Here is a 24,043-nt window from a genome sequence, read left to right on the forward strand (position 1 = left end):
AATCCATTCCGTCAGCCACGCGATCAGCATCGGTCGGGTAGTGGGGCAGGGGGCGACCTGGTGTTCAAGCTCGTCGGCTATTTGTCCCAGAAGCTCCAGATACGCGTCCAACTCGGCAATTTGATCGACCATGGTATGCGACCTCTCTCAGCTTTGGATGAGTGCTGGCTCTGTTGCCCTCACTGCTCCAATGTCAGCAAGCGCGCGTCCTCTTCCCGCGCCCCAGGCCATGGCCCTCGTAGTCGTCTCGCCGGGCCGCCTGGCGTAAGCCTCTTCAACCCGGGCCAGGCCCGAGGGTTCGTAAATCCCGATGAACAACTGGGTGTCGCCCGTGCGAGCTAGCCTGGCCTGAACATCAAGCCGTGCTCCGTCCGCGAGCACCTCCTCATGGGAATGGTGTTGCAGGCTTGGATCGGCCCAAGCCCAGAATACTGCTCCACGATGTCGCATCCTTGCCTCCTGATCAGATCTTCCTCAACAGAGCCTAGCCCTTGTGGTCTTTTTTACCTGCCCCAATCATTTCTGAACATTCCAATGCCAGCTCGACCAAGAGTTGCCTTGATGCTTTCACATAGCCGGACTAATACTAAAGAACTGCCAAGAAGAGGGATGATCATGCAGACACGCTTCGTTGTGATTCCCGCATTGCCTCTGCAAAAAGAACAGTTCCCTCGCCGCATCGGCGTTCCTGCTGCCTTGGCGGCCGGGTATGACCTGTACGACACCCACTGCAAGATGCGGCTGTGCCTCGGCTATCCCACCCGTGCCGAGGCGGATTACCAGTGTATGTGCCGCAACAGCCAGGAACTAGCAGGCGGTTCCTGCGTCGCTGCGCAAGCATAAAGCAGAGCTATCCGCCCAGTCGCTGCTACACCCTGACCCCCAGCCTATTGACTGGAACGGCTGTTGGTATTCGCTGGAGTTGAGGTGGAGGGACGGTGCAGATGGGTACCGGTTGGATCGGTGATCTGGATGACCTTTCCATGCCGCCAGCCATCCGCACCAGCATCAGCAGGGGGAATCGGGATATCTGCACGTTGAGCCCTCGTCTTCGCAGGGTCCACCCCCAGACGCCGATTGCGCTGCTCGACCATCTTTGGATCAGCCTGGCCATCCGCTGTGAACCCCATCATCAACTGCGGAACGCCCACAGGTAGGGCCTTGTCCTGGTCGGTGTGCCACGTGTGCCATGTTTTCCCGTAGGTATGGGCAAGCCGCTCCATCAACGCATGTTCAGCAACCGCTGGTATGCCTGGTGCGATCAACTGCCCGGAAGACACCTCATACCCATGGCTGTGCCACATCGCCTTTTCGTTGGCCGGCAGTCCGGCAAACAGCTTCTCGTCAATGATGTACTCGACGCCCATGATCTTCGCGTCCTTGGTATTGCCGTCGAAGATTACGCACTGGATTACATCCTCGTTGAGGATGGAGCAGTAGTGATGCGCCTCCATCTGAACGCCGGGGTGACCGTTATAGAAATGGAAACCATCCAGATACGCGTTGATGGCATCAATTGGCGGTTTGGCCTGCAATGCCGCCGCGCCGGCTTCCAGCATCTGGGTCTTGGCTGACTCATGCCTGCCGGGTGTCTCCATCGGCGACTTCGTCTCAGTAGCAGAGCACGCCCACAGAAAACTACAGGCCAGGGGAAGGGTTACGAGTCGGATAAATTGTGGCATCAGAGTGGCTCTAGCGGGTGTCCTCAAGGGACAGCCTGGGCCGTTAAAGCGGACAATGCAGCAGACGAACGGACGGGGGGACGACGAATGCCAGGCAAAAGAAAGCCCGCTGCTAGACGGGCTAATGGGAGCTTCTATCACTCGTAGGGATAAGGCGAGTGTCGCCCGGGAGTCGTGAAAATTGGGTGAAAGAAAAGTCCCGACAATGTCATCACGGGTGCGAGTATTTTAAATGAGCATGATCCCAAGATCTGCTGACGCGATTGCCGGCACAGGCTAGCCAGTGAAATTGAGCAGCTGCGGCAGAGGGACTGGCAGTAGGTAATCCCTATAGGAAATTAATATGATCCGGTTAGCCGAAAAAAGTGACGAACCCGATATCAGAAACTGCGCTGAACGCGCCTACGCTCGTTATGTGCCAATAATCGGCCGCAAACCAGCCCCGATGATCGCCGATTTCACCACGCAAATAGCGGCCGGAATGGTCTATGTTGCGACGGACGAAAATGCCACGTTTCTAGGCTTTATTGTGTTCTATCCCAAGGACGGGTATTTCCTTTTGGAAAACGTGGCGGTCCTCCCAAGCGCAGCCGGGCGTGGGGTCGGAAAGATGCTGATTAGCTTTTGTGAAAAGGCCGCCCGTCAGCATGGAGTGGCCGCTGTCCATCTGTATACCAATGCAAAGATGAAGGACAATCTTGCGATGTATTCGAGGCTCGGCTATGTGAAAGTAGCGCAGCGCACGGAAGAGGGTTTCAATCGCGTTTACTTCGAAAAAAACCTCACCTGACTGAGCGCGGCTCCCGCCCTGAACTGGCGCCACCTTCAGTCTTTAAGCACCCCGCTTCGAACTCCGAGCGAACATCTCCTACAGGCCGGCCCTTAGCAGAGGCGGCCACTGTTTTTGCCGAACTGTTGCGGTAATGGCGGCCCGCAGGCGCCGGCAAGCCAGCGCCTGCAGTGCCGGTCGATAACGAATTTCGGGCAAAAGAAAGCCCGCTGCCAGGCGGGCTCCCATAACGCACGGCTTAACCCGAAAGAGGCGGGGATCAGTCCGTTTTTTGCTCCACGGCAGGGGCACCGGCTGCTGCGCCGGCATTTGATTTCGCCCGACCGCGGCCGCCTTTGCCGCGCTGTAGCGAGGCTTGGTGTTTCGCATATCTCGCCTGAGCGGCGGTCACAACACCTGCTACCTGGCCGTTCAAATCCAGGCGAGGCGCATCCTCCACCATGCTTGCCCAGTACCGAGCGCCTCGGCACCAGGTAGAAATGCCAAGCTTGAGCTGTTCGCGAGTCAACCCAAGCAGCTCCAGGTGTTGCTCGGCATCCGTGAAAATGCCCTCCTTGAGCGGGACCTTTGGCGCCGGATTGACAGGAAACGCCAACGGAAAATGCTTCTGGAGTGGCCAGATGGCAGCCACCGCTGGATCCTGCTCACGGGGTTTGGGATGTGAGGAGGGCTTGCGCTCAGCGCGCTTGGCGCCAGGGGCCTTTGCCTGATCCTTCTCAGCCCGCAGGCGGTCACGTAGTCCAGCTAGTTGTTCAAAACCCATCGTTAAATTCACTGCTTCGGAAATGATTGCGTGGTGCAAGGATAAGCCATATAGCGTCTGGGGGCAGCACCAAACCGGACAAATTGCCGATGGCTTCGTCTGCAGGCTAGCGGTGCTTTATCTGAAATCGCGGGATCTGCCGCGCTTGGCCGGGCTCAACGGTGGCTTCTGAACCCTACCCACAACTTCAATTACCCCGCTTTGAGCTGCTGCTTGAGCTGGGCCAGCAGGCGCAAGCCTGCGGCCTCGACCAGATCGCCGTGTTGGCTGAGGGCACCACAGCTTCTGCAGGTGATCAGTGATTTGCGATGCAGTCTGGTGGGCTGAACGAGCTGCTCGCCATCGCATTTCAGGCAGCGCAGTGTGAGGCTCATGGTTCCTTCTCCTTGGAAATGTCGCGAGGGCTGCCCCCGTTCCTTGCGAGGGCGTTACATTGAGTGGAGAAGGGGGAAATCGTTCAGTCGGAAAATCACCCCAGGGGATCTATTGAAACGAACATGGGCCTGTGCCGCGACAGCGGACAGGCCCAACGGATCCAACAATCGGGGCTGCCAGGCAGCCCCTTTCTCAGGCGGCAGCCGCCAATTTGGCACTGGTCTGCCGACGACGATACGCACTGTCGCGGCTCGCCAGCCACCAGTACAGCGGCGACGTGATCAACAGCCCCACCAGCCACGACAGGTCGGCCCCGTTGATGTGCTCGGAGATCGGCCCTACATACAGCGGCGTGTTCATGAACGGGATCTGCACCAGAATACCCACCGCATAGGCGGTCAGGGCCTGCGGGTTGTAGCGCCCGTAGATGCCGCCATCGACCTTGAAGATCGACTGGATGTCGTAGTCGCCCTTGTGGATCACGTAGAAGTCGATCAGGTTGATCGCCGTCCACGGCACCAGCACCACCAGCAGCACCAGCACCATGTCGACGAAGTGGCCGATGAAGTCCGCCGAGGCGAACACTGCCACCACGCAGCAGGCTGCGAGCACGATCAGCGACAGCACCGCGCGGCTCTTGGCGGTGGGGATCCAGCGGTAGGCGAAGGTCTGGATCAGGGTGATGATCGACAGCACCGCGCCATACAGGTTGAGGGCGTTGTGGCTGATCACGCTAAGCAGGAACAGCACCAGCATGACCGGGCCGAGGGTGCCGGTGGCGAGCTTCACTGCGTCCATGGTGTCCATGCCAGCCGGGATGGCCAATACCGCCACGGCGCCGAAGATGAACGACAGGCTCGAACCCAGGGCCGAGCCCAGGTAAGTGGTCCAGAAGGTCGACGAGACTTTCACGTCGGCCGGCAGGTAGCGCGAGTAATCCGAAACATACGGGGCGAAGGCGATTTGCCAGAGCGCCGCCAGCGACACGGTCGCCAGCCAGCCGGCCAGGTTGAAGTTGCCGCGGGTGAGGAAGTCATCGCTCTGCACGTGGCTGAAGATGTAGCCAAAGCCGACCACGATACCGATGCCCAGCACCCAGGTGCCGATGCGGTTGAGCACGTGGATGAAGCGGTAGCCGATGATGCCGATGATCCCCGAACCCAGTGCGCCGATCACGATGCCGACCGGTACCGGCACGGCATCGACCACGCCATGCAGCGACTTGCCGGCCAAAACGATGTTGGAGGCGAAGAAGCCGATGTACATCACGCCTGCGATCACCACCACCAGCAGCGCCCCGAGCGTGCCGAACTGGGCACGGCTCTGGATCATCTGCGGGATGCCCATTTGCGGGCCCTGCGCTGAGTGCAGCGCCATCAGTACCCCGCCGACCAGGTGGCCAACCAGGATGGCGACGATGCCCCACACCAGGTTCAGGTGAAACAGCTGCACGCCCAGCGCGCCGGTGACGATGGGCAGCGGCGCGATGTTGCCGCCGAACCACAGCGTGAACAGATCCCTTACCTTTCCATGGCGGTCTTGCGGGGGCACATAGCCGATCGTGTGTTTTTCTATGAGGGGTGCCGAATTGGCTGCACTGGTCATGACTGACTCCAAGGCAAGGTGGGGCATCGGGTGCTGCCCGGGTGCGTGCCGGCGAAGGGCGACGCGTTCTTGTTGGAGCGATGATGGGGTGTGCGCAGGGAACGAGAAATTAGTAAATATGTGCCCATAAACCTTAAAAAACCTAAGGCTGACAAAAGGTTAAGGGACGAGTGGTAGCAAAGAGCGGGCCACCGGGCTGTAAGGCCCGGGTTTGGCAGGTTTGAGTGGGCATTGTGGCAAATGGGTGTGCCGCTATGGTGCGGGGTGCTCAATTGAAGTGCGGGTATCAGCCAGGTAGACAGTTGCGGATATCTGGCATTTTTATGGGCTAGTCCCAACAACGCCTGCAAGGCGAACCCTAAAAGGGGAATGCTGTTCACTCAGGTTATCCGTCGCCTGTATGGGGGCCGCTTTGCGGCCCATCGCGACACAAGGCTGCTGCCACAGGGCCCGCGCATGCCAGTAGCTACATCGGCAGCATGCGGTCTTGAATGACCTCCTTCATTACCAGGGTGGAGCTCAGCCGTTTCACATTGGGAATGCTGGTCAGCTGTTCGTCATACAGCTTCTGAAACGCCGGCAGGTCCTTGGCCACCACATGCAGCAGGTAGTCCGGGTCGCCGAACAGCCGCTGCGCCTCGACGATCTGCGGTATGTCGCCCAGTGCTGCCTCGAAGTCCGCCACCGGCTGGCGGGTGACTTCGCGCAGGGTGACGAACACCAGCGCGGCAAAGTTCAGCCCCAGTGCCGCCGGTGCCAGGCGTGCGTGGTAACCGAGGATGGCGCCGGCGTCTTCCAATGCCTTGAGCCGCCGATGGCAGGGCGACAGGCTCAGGCCTACGCGGTCGGCGAGCTCGGTGACCGATAGGCGCCCGTCTTTTTGCAGCTCGGCAAGGATCTTTCGGTCAGTTCTGTCCACTGAGAAGAATCTTCCAATAATCAGGGTTGAAGGGGAAATATACGAAAGATAATCCCCCGATGGAATCCGTACGCTTTCTTCATCCCGAAATCGTCTGAAGGAAGACTCAAGTGGCAATCAGTGTGCTGACGGCGTTCTGGGCCGTGTCGTTGCTGTTCGTGATCACCCCCGGTGCCGACTGGGCTTACGCCATCTCGGCGGGTATGCGCGGGCGCTGGGTGATGCCGGCGGTGGCCGGCATGTTGTCCGGGCATTTGCTGGCAACCCTGGTGGTGGCGGCGGGGGTGGGCAGCCTGGTGGCCGGGCACCCGCTGGCGCTTATGTTGCTGACGCTGGCCGGTTGCACCTACCTGCTGTGGCTGGGTGGCAACCTGTTGCTCAGCCCCGCCGTACCGCAAGCCGGGCAGGGCGGTGTTGGCGACAGCGGTTCACGCTGGGCCTTCAAAGGCTTTTGCGTGAGCGGGCTCAACCCCAAGGTGTTTCTGCTGTTCCTGGCCTTGCTGCCGCAGTTCACCGACCCGCATTCAAGCTGGCCGGTGCCGCTGCAGATCGTCCTGCTGGGCCTGGTGCACCTGTGCAGTTCGCTGGTGGTCTATACGCTGGTGGGCTATGGCGCCAAGCTCGTACTGGCCTCCAGACCGGGGGCGGCGAGAATGGTCGGAAGGCTGTCAGGTGTGGCGATGATTGCGGTGGCCATGCTGTTGGTTGTCGGTCAGTTCGCCAAATGATCACTGCCTGAAGGGCGCCGTTGATCGACCGGTAAAATCCTGCGGAACGAACCGTTGATTGCACACCTCCTATCCTCAGATAGCTGGCAATGTGCCCGGGACTTCCCAGACATGAACGTGTTTCAACCCCGCAAAAACGATACGCCGCCCCTGCACTTTCTGCTCAACGGCGGCACCATCGGCAGCCTGCTGCAGTCGATGGACTGGAGCGATTCGCCGCTGGGCCCGCCAGAGGCTTGGTCACCGCACTTGCAGGCGGTCATTGCCACTTTGCTACCGGCGCAGACGCAGTTCGTGCTGTTCTGGGGTGAAGCGTTGGTTGCCCTGTACAACGATGCCTATGCGCCGACCATCGGCAGCAAGCACCCACGGGCGCTGGGGCGGCCGGCCGAGGAGAACTGGCGTGAGTTGTGGGGCGACCTTGAGCCCCTGCTGCGCGGCGTGCGCGAAACTGGCCAGACGTTTTCGGCCAAGGATCGGCCGTTCTACATAGAACGCCGCGGCGTTGGCGAAACCGTGTATTTCGACGTGTCCTATTCCGCCGTGCGTGAGGCCGATGGCAGCGTTGGAGGGGTACTGTGCCTGGTCACCGAGACCACCGAGCGCGTGCGCTTTCAGCAGCGTCAGGCGTTTCTGCTGGAACTGGGCCGGACCTTGCCCGGGCTGGGTGAGGCGGAGCGCATGGAGGCCTATGCGGTCAGCCGCCTTGCGCAGCACCTGGGTGCAGCCCAGGTGTACTTCGGCGAAGACCAAGGCGATGGCGCAGGTTTCAAGGTCACCCATGAGTGGGCCGACGGTGTGCCGTCAATGGTCGGCCACCACCGCTATGCGGCTTACGGGGCAACGCTGCGCGAGCAACTGGCCGCCGGCCAGGTGGTGCAGCAGGCGTTTGAGTGTGCTGCCACGCCGCTGGGCGGCGCGTCCGCCACGCTGCACGTTCCAGTGCTGCGCGCCGGCCGCCTGGAGGCGGTGCTCGGCGTGCACATGCGCAGCCCGCATGCGTGCCTTGAAGACGATTGCCAGCTGGTGGAAGACGCCGCCAAGCAAGCCTGGGCAGCCATTACCCATGCCCGTGCGGAGCGTGCCCTGCACCTGCTCAATGAAAGCCTGGAAGAACGCGTGGCGGCCGTGCTGGCCGAGCGCGAAGCGGCCATGCTGCAACTGCACGAAGCGCACAAGCTGGAGATGATCGGGCAGTTGACCGGTGGCATTGCCCATGACCTCAACAACATGCTCACGCCGATCATCGCCTCGTTCGAGCTGATGCGCCGCAACCCGCAGTCCGAGCGCGCCCCGCGCCTGATCGACGGTGGCCTGCAGGCCGCGGAGCGGGCGCGCAACCTGGTCGGGCGCCTGCTCAGCTTCGCCCGCCGCCAGACACTCAAACCCCAGGCCGTGTCGCTGGCGGCCCTGGTGGAGGACATGCGCGAGCTGATGGCGCGCTCGCTGGGGCCGACCATCGCCGTGCAGGTGCAGATCGACCCTGCGCTGCCCGCGGTAGTGGTCGACCCGCATCAGCTGGAGCTGGCCGTGCTCAACCTGGTGGTCAATGCCCGCGACGCCATGGCCGACGGCGGTGGCCTGCATATAATTGCCGGGCGCGATGCCGACGGCCCGCCGAGGCCAGCGGGGGTAGCCGCCGCGCGGTTGGTGTGGCTGCAGGTTCGCGACAGTGGTGGCGGCATGAGCGAGGAGCAGCTGCGTCGCTGCATCGAACCGTTCTACTCCACCAAGGGCGTGGGCAAAGGCACCGGCCTTGGCCTGCCGATGGTCCAGGGCCTGGCAGTACAATCGGGCGGCGGTTTCGAGATTCGCTCCCAGCAAGGGGAGGGCACCGTCGCCACCTTGTGGCTACCGATCAGCGATGTCCCGGCCGTGTGCCGTGATCATGAAATGGCCGACGTGCCGCAGGCTGACCGCCCAAGCCGGGTGCTGCTGGTGGACGACGAGGAGATCGTCCGCCATGCCACGGCCTTGCAGTTGCGCGATCTGGGCTACGAAGTGACAGAAGCGGCCAGTGCAGCGGCCGCAATGGCGCTGATGGAGCGGGGCTGGCTGCCGGATGTGTTGGTGACCGACCACGTGATGGCCGACATGACCGGGGTGCGCTTTGCCCAGCAGATGCGCGAGCGCCAGGCAGACTTGCCGGTGTTGATCATCACCGGCTACGCCAACCTGACACCGCGCGAGCTCAAGGGCTTCGAGGTGTTGCGCAAGCCCTACCGGCGGGCCGAGCTGGGGCAGAGTGTGGCGCGGTTGCTGGCAGCTCGGCATTGATGGCTATTCAAGGGGCCAGCACCTTGGCAAGCATCTGGCACACTTGCTCGGCCGAGTACGGTTTGGCAAGAAACGCAAAGCCTTGATGGCCGCCCTCGGCGATTGCGTCGCTGTAACCGGAGGTCAGAATCACCGGCAATTGCGGGCGCAGGCGCTGCAGCTCGTGGGCCAGCGCCAAGCCGCCCATGCCAGGCATCACCACATCGGAAAACACCGCATCGAACTCGCCAGCCGGGCCGGCCAGTGCTGCCAGGGCCTCTTCTGCCGAGCTCACCCAGCTGATGCGGTAGCCATGATCTTCGAGAATCTGCGCGGTGAAAGCACCCAGATCGGGGTTGTCCTCGACCACCAGAATTCGTCGTTGCGCACCGCCCTCCTCGGCTTGGGGGAGGGCGGCAGCATCGGCGTGCTCGGGGGGCGTGGTTTCCTGGGGCAGGTACAGGGTAAAGGTCGTACCCTGACCTTCGACGCTGTTCACCTCCACATCGCCTTCGGACTGCTTGGCAAAACCGAACACCTGGGACAGGCCAAGCCCTGTTCCTTCACCGGGCGCCTTGGTGGTGAAGAACGGGTCGAATATGCGATCGAGCAGTTCGGCGGCGATGCCGACGCCACTGTCCACCACGGAAATAGCCGCGAACGGCCCCGCATGCGCAGTTTGCCCGCGCAGGCCTGGCATGCGCTGGTTGGCCTGCAGGCGCAAGCGCAACGTGCCTTCGCCGGCCATGGCGTCGCGGCCGTTGAGCATCAGGTTGATCACTGCGGTCTCGAGTTGGCTGAGGTCGGCGCGGATGTGACACGGCGCCTCTGGCAGCTCCAGCTGCACCTGGATCCTTGCCCCCGTGGCGGTATCGAGCATTTCGGCCATGGCCTGCAGGCGGGGGCCAGCTTCGAAAACCTGCGGGCTCAAGGCCTGCCGACGGGCAAACGCGAGCAACTGCCCGGTCAGTTTGGCGCCGCGGTCGACGGTGTCGGCCATGGTCTTCAGGTAACGCTCGCGGCGGGCCTCGTCGAGGTTTGGGCGCTGCAGAAAGTGCAGTGACGAGCGGATGATGGTCAACAGGTTGTTGAAGTCATGGGCCACGCCACCGGTCAACTGGCCAATGGCTTCGAGTTTCTGCGCCTGGCGTAGCACGGCTTCGGTGTGCAGCAGCTGGGTGGTGCGCTCTTCGACGCGGTGCTCCAGGGTGGCGTTGAGCGCCTCCAGCGCGGCCATCGCCTCGCGCACTTCAGCGTGGGCCTGGACCCGCTGGATATGGGACCAGCAGCGCTCCGTCACCTCGCCGATCAGCCGCAGTTCATAGCCAGTCCACACACGTGGCGCCTTGTCGTGAATGGCCATCAGTGCGGTCAGGCGGCCTTCCTTGATCAACGGCATGCAGATGGTCGCAGTGATGCCGATGGCCTGAAACGTTGCGGCTTCTTCGGCGGCCAGTTCGCTGAGGTTGTCGTTGATCACCAGCGCTTCGCCAGCGCGCAGGCGGCTGACGGCCAGGCGGCCGAAGTCGGCCAGGCGGTACTGCCCGATCAACCGAGGCGAACCAGGGGCCACGGCGTCACCACAAATGTTGAACCCGTCCTGGTCGGCGTCCATCACGGCATAGGCACAACTGGACAGCTGCAAGTGTTCAACCAGCATGCGCGTGGTGATGGCCATGATCAGCTCAGGATCGGTGGCGTTGGCCACTTGGCGGCCCAGGTTGTCGAGAAAGCTCAGGCGTTGGCTGTTGACCACGTTGGTGGTGGTTTCGGTCACCGTGTCGAGCATGCCCAGCACGCGGCCGTCCTCGCCACGGACCGGGCTGTAGCAGAAGGTGAAATACGCGCGCTCGGGGCCACCGTTGCGGTCGATGACCAGTGGGAAGTTTTCGATGTACACCGCCTCGCCGGCCATGGCTCGGTCGGCCATGGCACTGATTTCGCTCCAGGCTTCCTGCCACACCTCGCTGAACGGCCGCCCCAAGGCCAGCGGCTTGCTGCCGAGGATCTGCACGAAGGCATCGTTGTACAGGGTGGTCAGCTGGTCGCCCCAGAGCACGGCTTGCGGGAAGCGCGAGCCCAGGCACAGCGCGACCGTGGTCTTGAGTACGCCGGGCCAGGCCTCCAGCGGGCCAAGCGGGGTGCTGCTCCAATCGTGGTGGCGGATGCGTTCGGCCATCAGCCCGCCGCCGTCTAGCCATTTTGCCATGTGTGCTGCCAATCCTTTTGCCTGGAGCGCTCAGGGTGCACCGAGACGGCGAAATTGGCGAGGGATTTGTGTTGTAGGGCGGGCCTCCCGGGGGGAACCCGCTGGAAAGCCGCACTGGCTCAGCGAATGAAATGCACCTTGCCGGTATCGTCATTGCCCATGTAGATCCCATACACCCCGGCCTGCCGTTCGAGGATGTAGCGCTCGAGGATCTGCCGGATCGCCGGGTAGTAGATTTCTTCCCAGGGGATTTCGTCCGGCGCGAAGAACTTGTAGGCCAGCGTCTCCGGCCCGTATTGGCCGGTTTCTTCGGTGGCGATGGCGCGGAAGATGATGTACACCTCGGAGATTATAGGCACGCTGAAGATCGAGTAGGGCGAGACGATCTCGCCGCGTACGCCGCTTTCTTCCCACACCTCGCGCAGCGCCGCCTGCTCGGTGGTTTCACCCGCCTCCATGAACCCGGCCGGCAAGGTCCAGGTGCCTGGGCGCGGCGGGATCGCGCGCTGGCACAGCAGGTACTTGCCATCGCGCTCGATGATGCAGCCGGCGATGATCTTCGGGTTGATGTAGTGGATATAGCCGCAGCCGGGGCAGTGCAGGCGTTCGTGGGTGTCGCCTGTGGGAACGCCCCGGGCCAGTTCCGTGGTGCAGTGCGGGCAGTAGCGCGGGGCGTTGGGCATGGTCAGCGGCCTATGCGAGGTTCCTTGAGGGCCAGGGGCTCGACGATGTCGCGCACCTTGGTGTTGTCGTCCTGCTTCTGGCGCAGGTAGTCCAGGGCCACCTTGGCGGCAGCGCGGACGTGATCGACCGAAGCCTGATGGGCCACCAGCGGGTCGCCGCCCTTGATCGCTTCGACGATCTTTTCCATCTCGCGGTTGCTGGCGCCGCGGCGGTTTTCCTGCGACACCGAGGTGGCGCGCAGGTAGCTGATACGGGCCTGCAGCTGGCGCAGCTGCTGCGCCGCGACCTGGTTGCCGGAGCCTTCCAGCAGCACGTCGTAGAAGCCTTGCACCGAGTCCAGCACCTGTTGCAGCTCACCTTCTTCGAGGGCCTCGCGGTTGACCTCCAGCGCCCGTTCCAGGGCACGGATGTCCTTGGCCTTGGCGTTGAGGGTAAACAGCTGGACGATCAGGCCTTCGAGCACGCAACGCAGCTCATAGATGTCGCGGGCGTCTTCCAGGGTGATGATGGCCACGCGCGGGCCCTTGGCGTCGGCGAACTCCACCAGGCCTTCCGACTCCAGGTGGCGCAGGGCTTCACGCACCGAGGTGCGGCTGACGCCGAGGCGGTCGCAGAGGTCGCGCTCGACCAGGCGGTCGCCCGGGAGCAGGTGGAAGTTCATGATCGCGCCGCGCAGCTTGTCGAGCACGATTTCACGCAGAGTAACGGGGTTGCGGTTGACCTTGAAGCTGTCGTCGAGTGGCTGGCGTTTCATCAGGTGCGCTCTTTATGAGGCTGTTGCGCCAACATCACGGAGCCCCCTGAACCGAGGCACTCCTTGCAGTGGTTCGAACAGCCCGTTGTTAACGGGTTGACTCCGCATCGGCTTCTGCGAATGCCTCGCGGGCCAGGCGGAAACTGTCCACCGCCGCGGGCACGCCGCAATAAATGCCGACCTGGAGCAGGATCTCGCGAATCTGTTCTCGGCTCAGGCCATTACGCAATGCGCCGCGAATGTGCAGCTTGAGCTCGTGGGGCCGGTTGAGCGCGGAAATCATGGCCAAGTTTATCATGCTGCGCTCTTTGAGCGACAAGCCATCACGGCCCCACACATGGCCCCAGCAGTACTCGGTGACCAGCTCCTGCAACGGCTTGGTGAACTCGTCGGCGTTCTGGATGGAACGGTTGACGTATTCCTCGCCCAGCACCTGGGTGCGGATCTGCAGGCCTTTCTCGTACTTTTCGTTGCTCATGCGCAGTACTCCGGAACAAAAACAGGGGCCGCAACCGAGGGTGAGACGATTAGCGCGGCCCCTGGAAAATAGGGACATCGGTGCTGGCTTCTTCGCGGGGCAAGCCCGCTCCCACAGGTAGACTGGCCCTCACTGTGGGAGCGGGCTTGCCCCGCGAAGAAACCAACACCGATTTCAAGGTGTATCAACCCAGCGGGGGCAGGGCGCCCAGCTTGCCTTTGTGGTAGACCATCGGGGTAACCGGCTGCTCGGGCAGCACCAGGTTCTTCACCGCGCCGACGATGATCGCGTGATCACCGCCGTCGTACTCGCGCCAGAGTTCGCACTCGATGATCGCCGTGGCCTTGGCCAACAACGGGTTGCCCAGCTCGCTCAGGTGCCAGTCGATACCGGCAGCCTTGTCCTTGCCCTTGCCGGCGAAGGCATACGCCTCGGCGGTCTGCTCGGCGGACAGCAGGTGGATCGCGAACTGCTTGCTGTCCCGCAGGATCGGGTAGGTGTCGGAGGCGTAGTTGGGGCAGAACAGCACCAGTGCCGGCTCGATCGACAGCGCGCTGAACGCGCTGGCGGTGATGCCGACGATGCCGCCGTCGGCGTCCAGGGTGGTGACCACCGTGACCCCGGACGGAAACGAGCCCATCACGTCTTTGTAGATGCCTGGTTCGATCATCTCGTGCTACCTCTCAACGCATCACAAACGGGTCGGGCATCGGCGCGGTGGACAGGTTGATCCACACGGTCTTCAGCTCGGTATAGGCCAGCACCGAATCGATGCCGCTTTCACGGCCGTAGCCGCTGTTCTTGAAACCGCCGATCGGCGCCATGGCCGACACGGCGCGGTAGGTGTTGACCCAGATGATCCCCGAACGCACGTCGCGGGCCAGGCGGTGGGCACGGCCCAGGTCGCGGGTCCAGATGCCGGCGGCCAGGCCGAACTGCGAGTCGTTGGCGATTTCCAGCGCCTCTTCCTCGGTCTTGAAGCGGATCACCGCAGCAACCGGGCCGAACACTTCTTCCTGCATGATGGTCATCGAGTTGCTGTCGCACTCGAACAGGGTCGGCTCGTAGAACCAGCCGTCACCCTCGACCTCGGCACGCTTGCCGCCCATGTGCAGTTTGGCGCCTTCGGCCTTGGCGGCAGCCACCAGGCCCTCGACCACGGCCAGTTGCTGGGCGGTGGCCATGGGGCCCATTTCGCTGGCGTCGTCCTGCGGGTTGCCGATGCGGATGCGTTTAGCGCGCTCGACCAGGCGGGCGACGAATTCGTCGAAGATCTCGTCCTGCACCAGCAGCCGGGAACCTGCCACGCAGCTTTGCCCGGAGGCGGCGTAGATGCCGGCCACTGCACCGTTGATGGCGCTGTCCAGGTCGGCGTCGGCAAAGATGATGTTCGGCGACTTGCCGCCCAGCTCCAGCGACAGCTTGGCGAAGTTCTCGGCGCTGCTGCGCACCACGTGCCGCGCGGTGGCGGCGCCGCCGGTGAAGGCGATCTTGCGCACCAGCGGGTGGCGGGTGAGTGCTGCGCCGGTGCTAGGGCCGTAGCCGGTAACCACGTTGACCACGCCTGGCGGGAAGCCGGCCTCGAGGGCCAGGCGGGCCAGCTCGAGGATGGTCGCCGAGGCGTGTTCGGACGGCTTGAGCACGATGGTGTTGCCGGCCGCCAGGGCCGGGGCCAGCTTGATCGCGGTGAGGTACAGCGGGCTGTTCCACGGGATGATCCCGGCCACCACGCCGATCGGCTCGTGCACGGTGTAGGCGAACAGGTCCGGCTTGTCGAGGGGCAGGGTGCCGCCCTCGAGCTTGTCGGCCAGGCCTGCGGTGTAATGGAAGAACTCCGGCAGGTAGCCGACCTGGCCGCGGGTTTCGCGGATCAGCTTGCCGTTGTCACGGCTTTCCAGCTGGGCCAGGTGCTCTTTGTTCTCGGTAATCAGGTCACCCAGGCGGCGCAGCAGTTTGCCCCGCGCAGTGGCGCTGATGCTGCGCCAGGCCTTGCTTTCGAAAGCGCGCTGGGCGGCCTGCACGGCCAGCTCCACATCGGCTTCGTCGGCGTCGGGCAGTTGCGCCCAGGCCTGGGCGGTGGCCGGGTTGAGGCTGTCGAAGGTCTTGCCGCTCTGGGCATCGAGCCATTGGCCGTCGATGCACATCTGGAAACGAACGAGGGTCATGCAACAATCCCCTTGGCGGATTCGGTGAGGGTGCGGGCTTGCTTGAGGAAGTCCAGCAGCATCTTGTTGACTTCACGGGGTGCTTCCACCGGCATCATATGCCGTTGCTCGGCGAGGACCACGCTTTGCGCACCCGGAATGCTGGCGGCAAGCTGGCGGGTCATGGCCGGGGTGGAGCCCGAGTCGAGTTCGCCGGTGGCGATCAGCGTCGGCACCTGGATGCTGCCCAGGTCGCCTGCGCGGTACATGTCCTGTGTGGCGAACAGCGAATACGTGGTGTGGTAGCCCTGCGGGTCGTTGCTCGCCAGCACCTGGCGAATCGCCGCAACCTGCGCGGGGTTGGCGGCTTTGTATTCACGGCTGAACCAGCGGTCGAGGGCGGCATCGACGTTGGCGTCGGGGCCCAGTTCGGCAGCCTGGGCGGCACGGGCGATAACGCCGGCGCTCTGCTCTGGGGTGCGGTTGAACACGCTGTTGAGCACCACCAGCGCTGACAGGCGCTGCGGGTATTCGAGGGCGAAGGCCCGCGCCACCAGGCCACCCATGGAGAAGCCGATCACGGTCGCCTGGGCGATTTGCAGGTGGTCGAGCAATTCGGCCAGTTGTGCGGCGTAGCCTTCCAGGCCGGTGTCGGCGGCAGGCAGTGCGCTCTGGCCGTGGCCGAGCATGTCGTAGGCGATGACGCGGTAGTCGTTGGCCAGGCCGACAAACTGCCCGCCCCACATTTCCTTGTTCAGGCCCACGCCGTGGATCAGCACCACGGCTTGGCCCTGGCCTTGCACCAGGTAACTGGTGCCGGCCGGTGTACGTTCAGCGACAGGCTGAATCATGGAGGGCGCTCCTTGAAGGTCGGGCGCGGCGGGTATTCACGCCACGCCCAGGCCCGTCTTGGTTGTTGTTATTGAGCGTTGGCTTTTTCGGCAGCCAGTTCTTCCAGGTCGATGTAGCGGTTACCGATGCGTGGGTGCAGGCGGCCACCGTCGGCAGCGCCCAGCACCACGACGATTTCGTCGGCACGCGGCGCGTCTTCGATCTGCATTTCCAGGGTGATGTAGTGCGAACGCAGGCCTTCGTCGTCCTTTTGCATCATCGGGATCTGGATCGAAGTGCCCGGGCCGCCGCGCTTGTTGGTGAAGCTCAGGTAGCTCTTGGCCTGTACCGCTTCGCGGTAGTGGTTGCCGAAGCGCAGGGTGTGGATTACCGCCGAGGCGTGTTCGATTTCACCGTCGGCACCCACCACGGCAGCCTTGCCGTAGGCTTCGATCTTGTCGGCACCACCGATGGCGGCGGTCAGGCGCTCGACCATCAGTGCACCCAGCTCGGAGCAGTTGGCGCGAATTTCCGGCTTCAGATCTTCAACGAAACCGCGACCGGCCCATGGGTTCTTGATGACCACGGCCAGGCCGACCATGGTCACCGGCTTGTCGGTGGCCTTGCCGCCTTCGATGCGGGTCTCTTCGGAGTAGGTGACGATCTTGCGGATTTCGAAACTCATGGGTGGCTCCTGGTGAGGGTTATCAGCTCTTGTTGTCTGATGGTATACCATAATATTTGTTGTGCAAGAGGGTGCTTGAAATTTCTCTGGAGAGGAGACGAAAGGTGTATGCCTTGAGTGTTGTGGGGTGTGTGAGATCGAGCGCCGCCCGCGCGGCGCATCGCGGGCAAGCCCGCTCCTACATTCGTTTCGGGCCAGTTATTTCTGAGGCATTGGCGCGTGCGCTCTTGGCGCCCGCCTCGATGTTGCGTCTTACAGACAAAAGGGCGCGCGCCTATATAACAGGACTCACTGGCCCGAAACGGATGTAGGAGCGGGCTTGCCCGCGATGCGCCGCGCGGGCGGCGCTCGATCTCACAGGCGCTACAGAACCCAAGACAAGCACCAAAAAATGCCCGCTCGCGAAGGCCATGACGGCCCCCGGGAGCGGGCTGATCCCGCAACGACTTCAGGCAATGGGAATTCAGGCGAACGCCGGCACCACTTCCTTGATGAACAGCTCGAGCGACTTCTTCTTCTCGGCGTGGGGCAGGCTGTTGTCGCACCAGAAGCTGAACTCGTCGACGCCCAGTTCCTGGTAGTACTTGATGCGCGCGATGATTTCTTCCGGGGTGCCGATCATGGTGTTCTTGCGGATGTTCTCCAGCTGGAACGCTGGCACTTCGGCGAACTTGGACTCCGGGCTTGGCTCCAGGAAGCCGTTGACCGGCACGGTCTTGTTGCCGAACCAGGCATCGAAGGTGCGGTAGAAGCGCGAGATGGCCTGGGCGCCGACTTTCCAGCCTTCAGGCTCCGACGGGCTGTGCACGTGGGTGTGGCGCAGCACCATCAGTTGCGGGCGCGGCACATCCGGGTTGTTGTCCAGCGCGGCCTGGAACTTGTTCTTCAGGTCCAGCACTTCTTCGTCGCCCTTCATCAGCGGGGTGACCATGACGTTGCAGCCGTTGGCCACGGCGAAGTTGTGCGAGTCCGGGTCGCGGGCGGCGATCCACATCGGCGGCGTGGCGTTGAACGGCTTCGGCACGCTGGTGGAGGTGGGGAACTTGTACACCTCGCCTTCATGGGCGTAGTCGCCTTCCCACAGTTTGCGCACCACCGGGACCATTTCACGCAGGGCCTTGCCACCGTCGGTGGCTGGCATGCCATTGGCCATGCGGTCGAACTCGAACTGGTAGGCGCCACGGGCCAGGCCCACTTCCATGCGGCCGTTGCTGATCACATCGAGCAAGGCGCATTCGCCGGCCACGCGGATCGGGTTCCAGAACGGCGCAATGATGGTGCCGGCGCCCAGGCGGATCTTCTCGGTGCGTGCGGCGAGGTAGGCCAGCAGCGGCATCGGGCTTGGCGAGATGGTGTATTCCATGGCGTGGTGTTCGCCGATCCACACGGTGCTGAAACCGCCGTTCTCGGCCATCAGGGTCAGTTCGGTGAGGTCTTCGAACAGCTGGCGGTGGCTGACCTGTTCATCCCAACGTTCCATGTGCACGAACAACGAAAATTTCATGGGGCTTTCCTCGGAGCTTGAAAGTCTCGCCTGGCGCGCCAGGCGTCAGTAATAAGGCTAGGCGCTTCAGGCGAAGGCGGGCAGGCTGGCCATCTTGCCGCGGCAGTAGATCATCGGCCGTGGGGCCTGCTCGGGGACGATCAGGTTGTGCACCTTGCCGACCATGATGGCGTGGTCGCCACCTTCATATTCGCGCCACAATTCGCATTCGATCACCGCGGTGGCGCCGGCCAGGATAGGGTTGCCCAGAGCGCTCAAGCTCCACTCGATGCCGGCCGCCTTGTCCTTGCCCTTCTTGGCGAAGGCGTAGGCCTCGGCCTGCTGTTCACCAGAGAGCAGGTGAATGGCGAAGCGCTTGTTCTTGATCAGCACAGGGTAGGAGTCGGAGCTGTAGTTGGGGCAGAACAGCACCAGCGGCGGGTCCATCGACAGGGAAGAGAAGGCGCTGGCGGTGAGGCCGACGATCGAGCCGTCGTCGTCCAGGGTGGTGATGACGGTAACGCCGGACGGGAAGGAGCCCAGCACGTTCTTGTAGACGGTTGCGTCGATCATGGCGTGAACCTCGAATTGGGGCAGCGGTGGACCGCTTTTTATCGTTGATGTGTCTGATGGTATACCGTAATACTCGATTTGCAAGCGGAATTTTCAGCCACGGAAAATTCACGATGAATGGCGCAAAGCCGCATGGATATTGGGCTCTGTGAAATTGCAAAGCTTTTGGTCGGGGTGCTGAACCGGATCAGTAACAGTTTTTAAAGCCGAATCAGTGTTGTCAAAAGTTTGGAATACCATAATATGGTCCGCAGCTGAGAGGCCGCCTAGATGCGGTTTCCTTACAACGATAAAAACGACCTTTCGAGCTGAAAACCATGTCCCAACCGTCATCGCAACACCAGTTTGTCGAGAATCACACGGTCGATTACGTTCCACCTGCCGAGCGCCATGGGAAGGCGCGCGACCTGTTCACCCTCTGGTTCAGCACCAACATTGCGCCACTGCCCATCGTCACCGGCGCCATGGTGGTCCAGGTGTTCCACCTGAACCTGTTGTGGGGCCTGATCGCCATCGCCTTGGGGCATCTTGTCGGGGGCGTGGTCATCGCCCTGGCCTCTGCGCAGGGACCGCAGCTGGGCATCCCGCAGATGGTGCAGAGCCGCGGCCAGTTCGGCCGTTACGGCGCCTTGCTGATCGTGTTCTTCACCGCGCTGATCTATGTTGGCTTCTTCATCTCCAACATTGTCCTGGCGGGCAAGTCGATCCACGGCATCGCACCGAGTGTGCCAATGCCCACGGCGATCGTCATCGGTGCCCTCAGCGCCACCGCCATCGGCGTCATCGGTTACCGCTTCATTCATGGCCTTAACCGTATTGGTACCTGGGTGATGGGCTCGGCGCTGCTGGCCGGCTTCATCATGATGTTCGTCCAGGACCTGCCGGCCGACTTCTTCAGCCGCGGCGCCTTCAACCTGTCCGGCTTCATCGCCACCGTGTCGCTGGGCACCATCTGGCAGATCAGCTTCTCGCCTTACACCTCCGACTACTCGCGCTACCTGCCCAAGGAAGTCGGCATTGCCAAGCCGTTCTGGGCCACGTACTTCGGCGCTACCCTGGGCACCATCCTGTGCTTCAGCTTTGGTGCGGTGGCAGTGCTGTGCGTGCCGGAGGGCACCGATGCGATGGACGCGGTCAAGCAGGCCACTGGCTGGCTGGGGCCGATCCTGATGGTGTTGTTCCTGCTCAACATCATCAGCCACAACGCCCTCAACCTGTATGGCGCGGTGCTGTCGATCGTCACGGCGATCCAGACCTTCGTCGCCGAGTGGACACCGAGCGTCAAGGTGCGTGTGATGCTGGCGGCAGTCATCCTGGTGGCGTGCGGCATGGTCGCCCTGAATGCCTCGGCGGACTTCATTGGCCACTTCATCGGGCTGATCCTGGCGCTGCTGCTGGTGCTGGTGCCGTGGGCTTCGATCAACCTGATCGACTTCTACCTGATCAAGAAAGGCCAGTACGACATTGCCTCGATCTTCCGCGCTGATGGCGGGATCTACGGGCGCTTCAACCATCACGCGATCATTGCCTATGCGTGCGGCATCCTGGTGCAGCTGCCGTTTGCCAATACGTCGCTGTACGTGGGGCCGTACTCGAACATTGTCGAAGGGGCTGACCTGTCGTGGCTGGTCGGCTTGGTCGTGACGGTGCCGCTGTATTACTGCCTGGCTACGCGCGGCAAGGCCGAGAGGGCTGTGCGGGCCGTTAGCGTTAACGATTGATCTGAGAACAGGGGCTGCTTTGCAGCCCATCGCAGGCAAGCCAGCGCCTACAGGAATCGCACAAGACACGAGGCTTGCGTGGTATCGGTAGGAGCTGGCTTGCCTGCGATGGGCCGCAAAGCGGCCCCGGCTGTTTCAGATCACACCTTGAACTGCGCCACCATGCCGTTCAAATCCACCGCCAGCCTGGACAAGTCCTGCGCTGCCGCACTGGTCTGATTGGCCCCTGCCGATGTCTGCATCGCCAGGTCGCGAATATTGACCAAGTTGCGATCCACCTCCCGGGCCACCTGTGCCTGCTCTTCCGAAGCACTGGCAATCACCAGGTTGCGCTGGTTGATCGATCCGATCGCCTCGGCAATCACCTCCAGCGCCTGCCCGGCACCTTGCGCCACCTCCAGCGTTCCGGCGGCACGCCCCTGGCTGCTGTGCATGGCTGTCACTGCCCGCTCGGTGCCGTTCTGGATACCGGCAATCATCTGCTCGATCTCCGCCGTGGACTGCTGGGTGCGGTGGGCGAGGGCGCGCACTTCATCGGCGACCACCGCAAAGCCACGGCCAGCCTCACCGGCACGCGCGGCCTCGATGGCAGCGTTGAGTGCCAGCAGGTTGGTCTGCCCGGCAATCGCGCCGATTACATCGAGCACCCGGCTGATCTCGTTGGCATTGTTGGCCAACTGCTCGATTTCTGCAGAGGTGCCGGTGACGTCATCGACCAGATGCTGGATCGACGCCAGTGCCAGGTTCACCTGCTCACGGCCATCGCGGGTGGTGCGGTCGGCGCCCTGGGAGGCGTCGGCGGTGCTCACGGCGTTGTTGGCCACTTCCTCGACGGCAGCGGTCATCTGATTGACGGCGGTGGCCGCCTGGTCGATCTCTGCGCTTTGCTGGTGCAGGCCGCGGCTGGTGTCTTCGGTGACGGTGTGCAGTTCTTCCGAGGCCGAGGCTAACTGGTCGGAAGACGCGGCGATCTTGCGAAGGGTGTCGCGCAGGCTTGCCTGCATTCGGCTCAGGGCGCGCAGCAGCAAGGCAGGCTCATCCTTGCCGGTGACCTTGATGTCATGGGTCAGGTCGCCGGTCGCCACACGTTCGGCCACGGCCACGGCGTCGGCCAGCGGCACGACGATGCTGCGGGTGAGGGCGGTGGCGATGACGGCCAGGGCGAGCATGATCACCAGCAGCGCGCTGATGATCGCGGTAAAGGCTTCATCGGCTACATCGCTGCTGCGCTGCGAGGCCTGCTCGGCACCCTCGCTGTTGTAGCTGATCAGCGCCGTCATGGCTTTCATCATGCTGTCGGCAGCCTGGGTAAGCGGGCCGGTGATCTGCTGCCTGGCCTCGACCATGCGCCCGGCGGCGATGTCCTGCAGCACTCGCGCTTGCAGGGCGAGGTACTGTTGATGGGCGGTATCGAAGGTGTTGAACAGGGCGCGGTCATCGGCAGCGATGATGGTGGCTTCATAGTCCTTGAGGCCGCCGTCGAGCTGTTCGTTGATGCCTTTGAGCAGGTCGATGTTGCGCTGGCGCTCCGCCGGGCTGTCATCCAGTGCGGCGCGCAGGGTGACGGCGCGGGCGCGGCCCAGGTTGGTGCTGATTTCACTGAGGGCGACCACGGCAGGCATCCAGGTCACGCGGATTTCATCCGTGGCCTTGTCCATCTGGCGGGTTTCATAGAGTGCGGTAAGGCCCATGACCAGGACCAGAATGCCCAACAGGGCGAATACGCTTGCCGCGCGAATGCCGATCTTCATATTCCGTAACAGCATGGAATGCTCCTTGACGGTGGCGTGCAGGCGTCAAGAGCATGGACGGAAGGCCGGGCCACCGGGTGGTGGTGCCAGGCTCTCGATGCGCTGCGGATTTAAGTGTGTGTCTCACCCTCTTGCATGTTTTTTTGTTTGAATGATGCCATATGGCCATCATTATTGACCAGTCATTCAATGTAACTACGTGTGCTGATAAATCCGTCATTAATTGACGGATTTATCAGGAAATTGCACTCAAACGATGGCGATGGCGATGGCGATGGCCGGGTCGGCAGCGGCCAGCGCGACGGCACGGTCAGCAACCGGCGGGTAGATCCATACCCCGTTGATGTTGCGCTTGAGCGCCTTGCCTTCCTGGCCCTGCAATTTCAGTTCACGCTCCCAACCTTCGCTGAATGCCGCACCCCAGTCCCCGAGGTCCAGGCACGTCACGTACTTGGGTTGACGGTAGATGACCGGCTGTTCGCCGAGCAGGTCAGCCATGGCGTTGTTGCCACAGTGGCGGCCCATGGGAATGGCATGCTGGCAGGTCATCAGCGCGTGGTTGCCCACGTCGTCGACGGCAGCCCAGGCGGTGTCGCCGGTGGCGTAGATGTGCGCCTGGCCAACCACTTTGAGGTGGTCGTCGACCTTGAGGCGGCCGAATGGGTCACGCTCGCCAGCCACGTGTGCAGTCAGCGGGCTGGCCTGGACGCCCACGGTCCAGATCACGGTCTTGCTGGCAATGTACTCGCCGTTGTCCAGCGTAACGCCACCGGCATCGACGGCCACCACTGACGTACCCGCCAGCCACTCGACACCCGCCTGTTCGCAGGCGGCAACGATCGACGGTGTAATGCCTGCGCCCAGCGCCGCGCCCACCTTGGCACCGCGGTCGACTACCAGCACGCGTACCGTAGCGTCACCGAGTACGGCGCGCAGGCGGGCAGGCATTTCGGTGGCGGTCTCGATGCCGGTGAAGCCGCCGCCGCACACCACCACGGTGTTGCGTGCCGGCGAGGCGGGCAGGGCAGCCAGAGATGCCAGGTGCTGCTCCAAGTGCATGGCCGATTCCATCTGGTCGACATCGAAGGTGTGTTCGCCCAGCCCCGGGACTGCCGGGCGTGCCACCTGGCTACCGGCGGCCAGGATCAGCCGGTCATAGGCGATCTGCTGCGGTTGGCCATTGGCGCCGGTGAAGCTGACGCTGCGCCCCTGGGCGTCGATGCCTTGCGCATGGCCTTCGATGAACTGCACACCCACCGCGTCGAACAGTTCGCCTAGCGGCGCCTTCATGCCATGCACGTCGGCTTCGTAGAAGCGCGGGCGGATGCGCAGTTCGGGCTGCGGCGCCAGCACGCTGATGCTCAGGTCGTCACGCTTGGCTCTGTCCAGCAGGCGGGCGGCGCTCAGGGCACTCCAGACACCGGCAAAGCCGGCACCAATGATCAGGATGTTGGTTTTCATGCAGCTGCTCCGCGAATGTGATTACGGGAAAAGGTGGCTTCGATCACACCCAGGGTGCCTCTCGAATAACTACGACTCTATTGGTCGTAGTTTGTCTTTGCAAGTTTTTTCTACACCCCTGTGGGTCTGCTCATCGGGTGAGCTATCCAAC

General features: G+C 62.8%; 23 protein-coding genes. 5 read left to right on the forward strand and 18 right to left on the reverse strand.

Annotated elements, in window-relative coordinates; translation table 11 throughout:
- Nucleotides 1-147: 147 nt before the first annotated feature.
- A complete protein-coding gene (locus ACNQPL_RS01425; protein WP_346612328.1) occupies nucleotides 148-450 on the reverse strand; it encodes a hypothetical protein in 303 nt (100 codons plus the stop codon).
- Between the two features lie 159 nt (nucleotides 451-609).
- Between ACNQPL_RS01425 and ACNQPL_RS01430 the strand changes: the two genes are divergently transcribed.
- On the forward strand, nucleotides 610-843 hold the full coding sequence (locus ACNQPL_RS01430) for a hypothetical protein (protein ID WP_416465476.1): 234 nt from the start codon (nucleotides 610-612) through the stop codon (nucleotides 841-843).
- A gap of 44 nt (nucleotides 844-887) precedes the next feature.
- Here ACNQPL_RS01430 and ACNQPL_RS01435 read toward each other — a convergent pair whose 3' ends face one another.
- Nucleotides 888-1,682 carry an OBAP family protein gene (locus ACNQPL_RS01435; RefSeq protein ID WP_416465479.1) on the reverse strand — a complete coding sequence of 265 codons (795 nt, stop codon included), beginning with the start codon at nucleotides 1,680-1,682 and terminating at the stop codon, nucleotides 888-890.
- Nucleotides 1,683-2,025: 343 nt separating this feature from the next.
- Here ACNQPL_RS01435 and ACNQPL_RS01440 point away from each other — a divergent pair, with 343 nt between their 5' ends.
- A complete protein-coding gene (locus ACNQPL_RS01440; RefSeq protein ID WP_416465481.1) occupies nucleotides 2,026-2,472 on the forward strand; it encodes a GNAT family N-acetyltransferase in 447 nt (148 codons plus the stop codon).
- A 259-nt stretch (nucleotides 2,473-2,731) separates the two neighbouring features.
- Here ACNQPL_RS01440 and ACNQPL_RS01445 read toward each other — a convergent pair whose 3' ends face one another.
- The 4 genes from ACNQPL_RS01445 to ACNQPL_RS01460 form a co-directional block, all read right to left on the reverse strand.
- Nucleotides 2,732-3,235 (reverse strand): ProQ/FinO family protein, encoded by a 504-nt coding sequence (locus tag ACNQPL_RS01445; protein ID WP_346612336.1) that lies wholly within the window; start codon nucleotides 3,233-3,235, stop codon nucleotides 2,732-2,734.
- Between the two features lie 191 nt (nucleotides 3,236-3,426).
- Complete coding sequence (locus ACNQPL_RS01450) at nucleotides 3,427-3,609, reverse strand: hypothetical protein (protein WP_346612337.1); 183 nt, start codon at nucleotides 3,607-3,609, stop codon at nucleotides 3,427-3,429.
- 193 nt (nucleotides 3,610-3,802) lie between these two features.
- Nucleotides 3,803-5,215, reverse strand: coding sequence for a purine-cytosine permease family protein (locus ACNQPL_RS01455; RefSeq protein WP_346612338.1), 1,413 nt, complete (start codon nucleotides 5,213-5,215; stop codon nucleotides 3,803-3,805).
- 466 nt (nucleotides 5,216-5,681) lie between these two features.
- Nucleotides 5,682-6,134, reverse strand: a complete 453-nt coding sequence (locus tag ACNQPL_RS01460) for an Lrp/AsnC family transcriptional regulator (protein ID WP_387527038.1) — start codon at nucleotides 6,132-6,134, stop codon at nucleotides 5,682-5,684.
- A gap of 110 nt (nucleotides 6,135-6,244) precedes the next feature.
- Between ACNQPL_RS01460 and ACNQPL_RS01465 the strand changes: the two genes are divergently transcribed.
- Both ACNQPL_RS01465 and ACNQPL_RS01470 read left to right on the forward strand, forming a co-directional pair.
- Nucleotides 6,245-6,862: a LysE family translocator gene (locus ACNQPL_RS01465; RefSeq protein WP_416465484.1), complete on the forward strand. Its 618-nt coding sequence runs from the start codon at nucleotides 6,245-6,247 to the stop codon at nucleotides 6,860-6,862.
- Between the two features lie 111 nt (nucleotides 6,863-6,973).
- Nucleotides 6,974-9,139: a response regulator gene (locus ACNQPL_RS01470; RefSeq protein ID WP_416465486.1), complete on the forward strand. Its 2,166-nt coding sequence runs from the start codon at nucleotides 6,974-6,976 to the stop codon at nucleotides 9,137-9,139.
- A 7-nt stretch (nucleotides 9,140-9,146) separates the two neighbouring features.
- On the opposite strand, the gene ACNQPL_RS01475 is transcribed toward ACNQPL_RS01470, so the two are convergent.
- The 10 genes from ACNQPL_RS01475 to ACNQPL_RS01520 all read right to left on the reverse strand — a co-directional run bounded on the left by ACNQPL_RS01475 (nucleotide 9,147) and on the right by ACNQPL_RS01520 (nucleotide 18,959).
- Complete coding sequence (locus tag ACNQPL_RS01475) at nucleotides 9,147-11,327, reverse strand: ATP-binding protein (protein WP_416465488.1); 2,181 nt, start codon at nucleotides 11,325-11,327, stop codon at nucleotides 9,147-9,149.
- 119 nt (nucleotides 11,328-11,446) lie between these two features.
- Nucleotides 11,447-12,010, reverse strand: a complete 564-nt coding sequence (locus tag ACNQPL_RS01480; protein WP_416465490.1) for an NUDIX hydrolase — start codon at nucleotides 12,008-12,010, stop codon at nucleotides 11,447-11,449.
- A gap of 2 nt (nucleotides 12,011-12,012) precedes the next feature.
- Nucleotides 12,013-12,765 (reverse strand): GntR family transcriptional regulator, encoded by a 753-nt coding sequence (locus tag ACNQPL_RS01485; protein ID WP_167062359.1) that lies wholly within the window; start codon nucleotides 12,763-12,765, stop codon nucleotides 12,013-12,015.
- A gap of 88 nt (nucleotides 12,766-12,853) precedes the next feature.
- Nucleotides 12,854-13,243, reverse strand: a complete 390-nt coding sequence (locus ACNQPL_RS01490) for a carboxymuconolactone decarboxylase family protein (protein WP_033697320.1) — start codon at nucleotides 13,241-13,243, stop codon at nucleotides 12,854-12,856.
- 184 nt (nucleotides 13,244-13,427) lie between these two features.
- A complete protein-coding gene (locus ACNQPL_RS01495; protein WP_416465492.1) occupies nucleotides 13,428-13,913 on the reverse strand; it encodes a flavin reductase family protein in 486 nt (161 codons plus the stop codon).
- Nucleotides 13,914-13,926: 13 nt separating this feature from the next.
- Nucleotides 13,927-15,408 carry an aldehyde dehydrogenase gene (locus ACNQPL_RS01500; protein WP_346612345.1) on the reverse strand — a complete coding sequence of 494 codons (1,482 nt, stop codon included), beginning with the start codon at nucleotides 15,406-15,408 and terminating at the stop codon, nucleotides 13,927-13,929.
- Nucleotides 15,405-16,238 (reverse strand): alpha/beta fold hydrolase, encoded by an 834-nt coding sequence (locus ACNQPL_RS01505; protein WP_416465494.1) that lies wholly within the window; start codon nucleotides 16,236-16,238, stop codon nucleotides 15,405-15,407. Before ACNQPL_RS01505 ends, ACNQPL_RS01500 begins: the two co-directional genes overlap by 4 nt.
- A gap of 68 nt (nucleotides 16,239-16,306) precedes the next feature.
- Nucleotides 16,307-16,903 carry an amino acid synthesis family protein gene (locus ACNQPL_RS01510; protein ID WP_003256068.1) on the reverse strand — a complete coding sequence of 199 codons (597 nt, stop codon included), beginning with the start codon at nucleotides 16,901-16,903 and terminating at the stop codon, nucleotides 16,307-16,309.
- Nucleotides 16,904-17,366: 463 nt separating this feature from the next.
- Nucleotides 17,367-18,407 carry an LLM class flavin-dependent oxidoreductase gene (locus tag ACNQPL_RS01515; RefSeq protein ID WP_346612347.1) on the reverse strand — a complete coding sequence of 347 codons (1,041 nt, stop codon included), beginning with the start codon at nucleotides 18,405-18,407 and terminating at the stop codon, nucleotides 17,367-17,369.
- Nucleotides 18,408-18,473: 66 nt separating this feature from the next.
- A complete protein-coding gene (locus tag ACNQPL_RS01520; protein WP_416465496.1) occupies nucleotides 18,474-18,959 on the reverse strand; it encodes a flavin reductase family protein in 486 nt (161 codons plus the stop codon).
- Nucleotides 18,960-19,276: 317 nt separating this feature from the next.
- Here ACNQPL_RS01520 and ACNQPL_RS01525 point away from each other — a divergent pair, with 317 nt between their 5' ends.
- Nucleotides 19,277-20,680 carry a purine-cytosine permease family protein gene (locus ACNQPL_RS01525; RefSeq protein ID WP_346612349.1) on the forward strand — a complete coding sequence of 468 codons (1,404 nt, stop codon included), beginning with the start codon at nucleotides 19,277-19,279 and terminating at the stop codon, nucleotides 20,678-20,680.
- A 140-nt stretch (nucleotides 20,681-20,820) separates the two neighbouring features.
- Here the strand turns inward: ACNQPL_RS01525 and ACNQPL_RS01530 are convergent, their stop codons facing one another.
- Both ACNQPL_RS01530 and ACNQPL_RS01535 read right to left on the reverse strand, forming a co-directional pair.
- Nucleotides 20,821-22,446 carry a methyl-accepting chemotaxis protein gene (locus tag ACNQPL_RS01530; RefSeq protein WP_416465498.1) on the reverse strand — a complete coding sequence of 542 codons (1,626 nt, stop codon included), beginning with the start codon at nucleotides 22,444-22,446 and terminating at the stop codon, nucleotides 20,821-20,823.
- A 234-nt stretch (nucleotides 22,447-22,680) separates the two neighbouring features.
- The gene (locus ACNQPL_RS01535) at nucleotides 22,681-23,892 is read right to left on the reverse strand and encodes an NAD(P)/FAD-dependent oxidoreductase (RefSeq protein WP_416465500.1); all 1,212 of its coding nucleotides are present in this window, start codon (nucleotides 23,890-23,892) and stop codon (nucleotides 22,681-22,683) included.
- Nucleotides 23,893-24,043: the final 151 nt, after the last annotated feature.

It is taken from the genome of Pseudomonas sp. LFS044 (assembly GCF_047978245.1).
In the GTDB taxonomy this organism is placed as follows: domain Bacteria; phylum Pseudomonadota; class Gammaproteobacteria; order Pseudomonadales; family Pseudomonadaceae; genus Aquipseudomonas.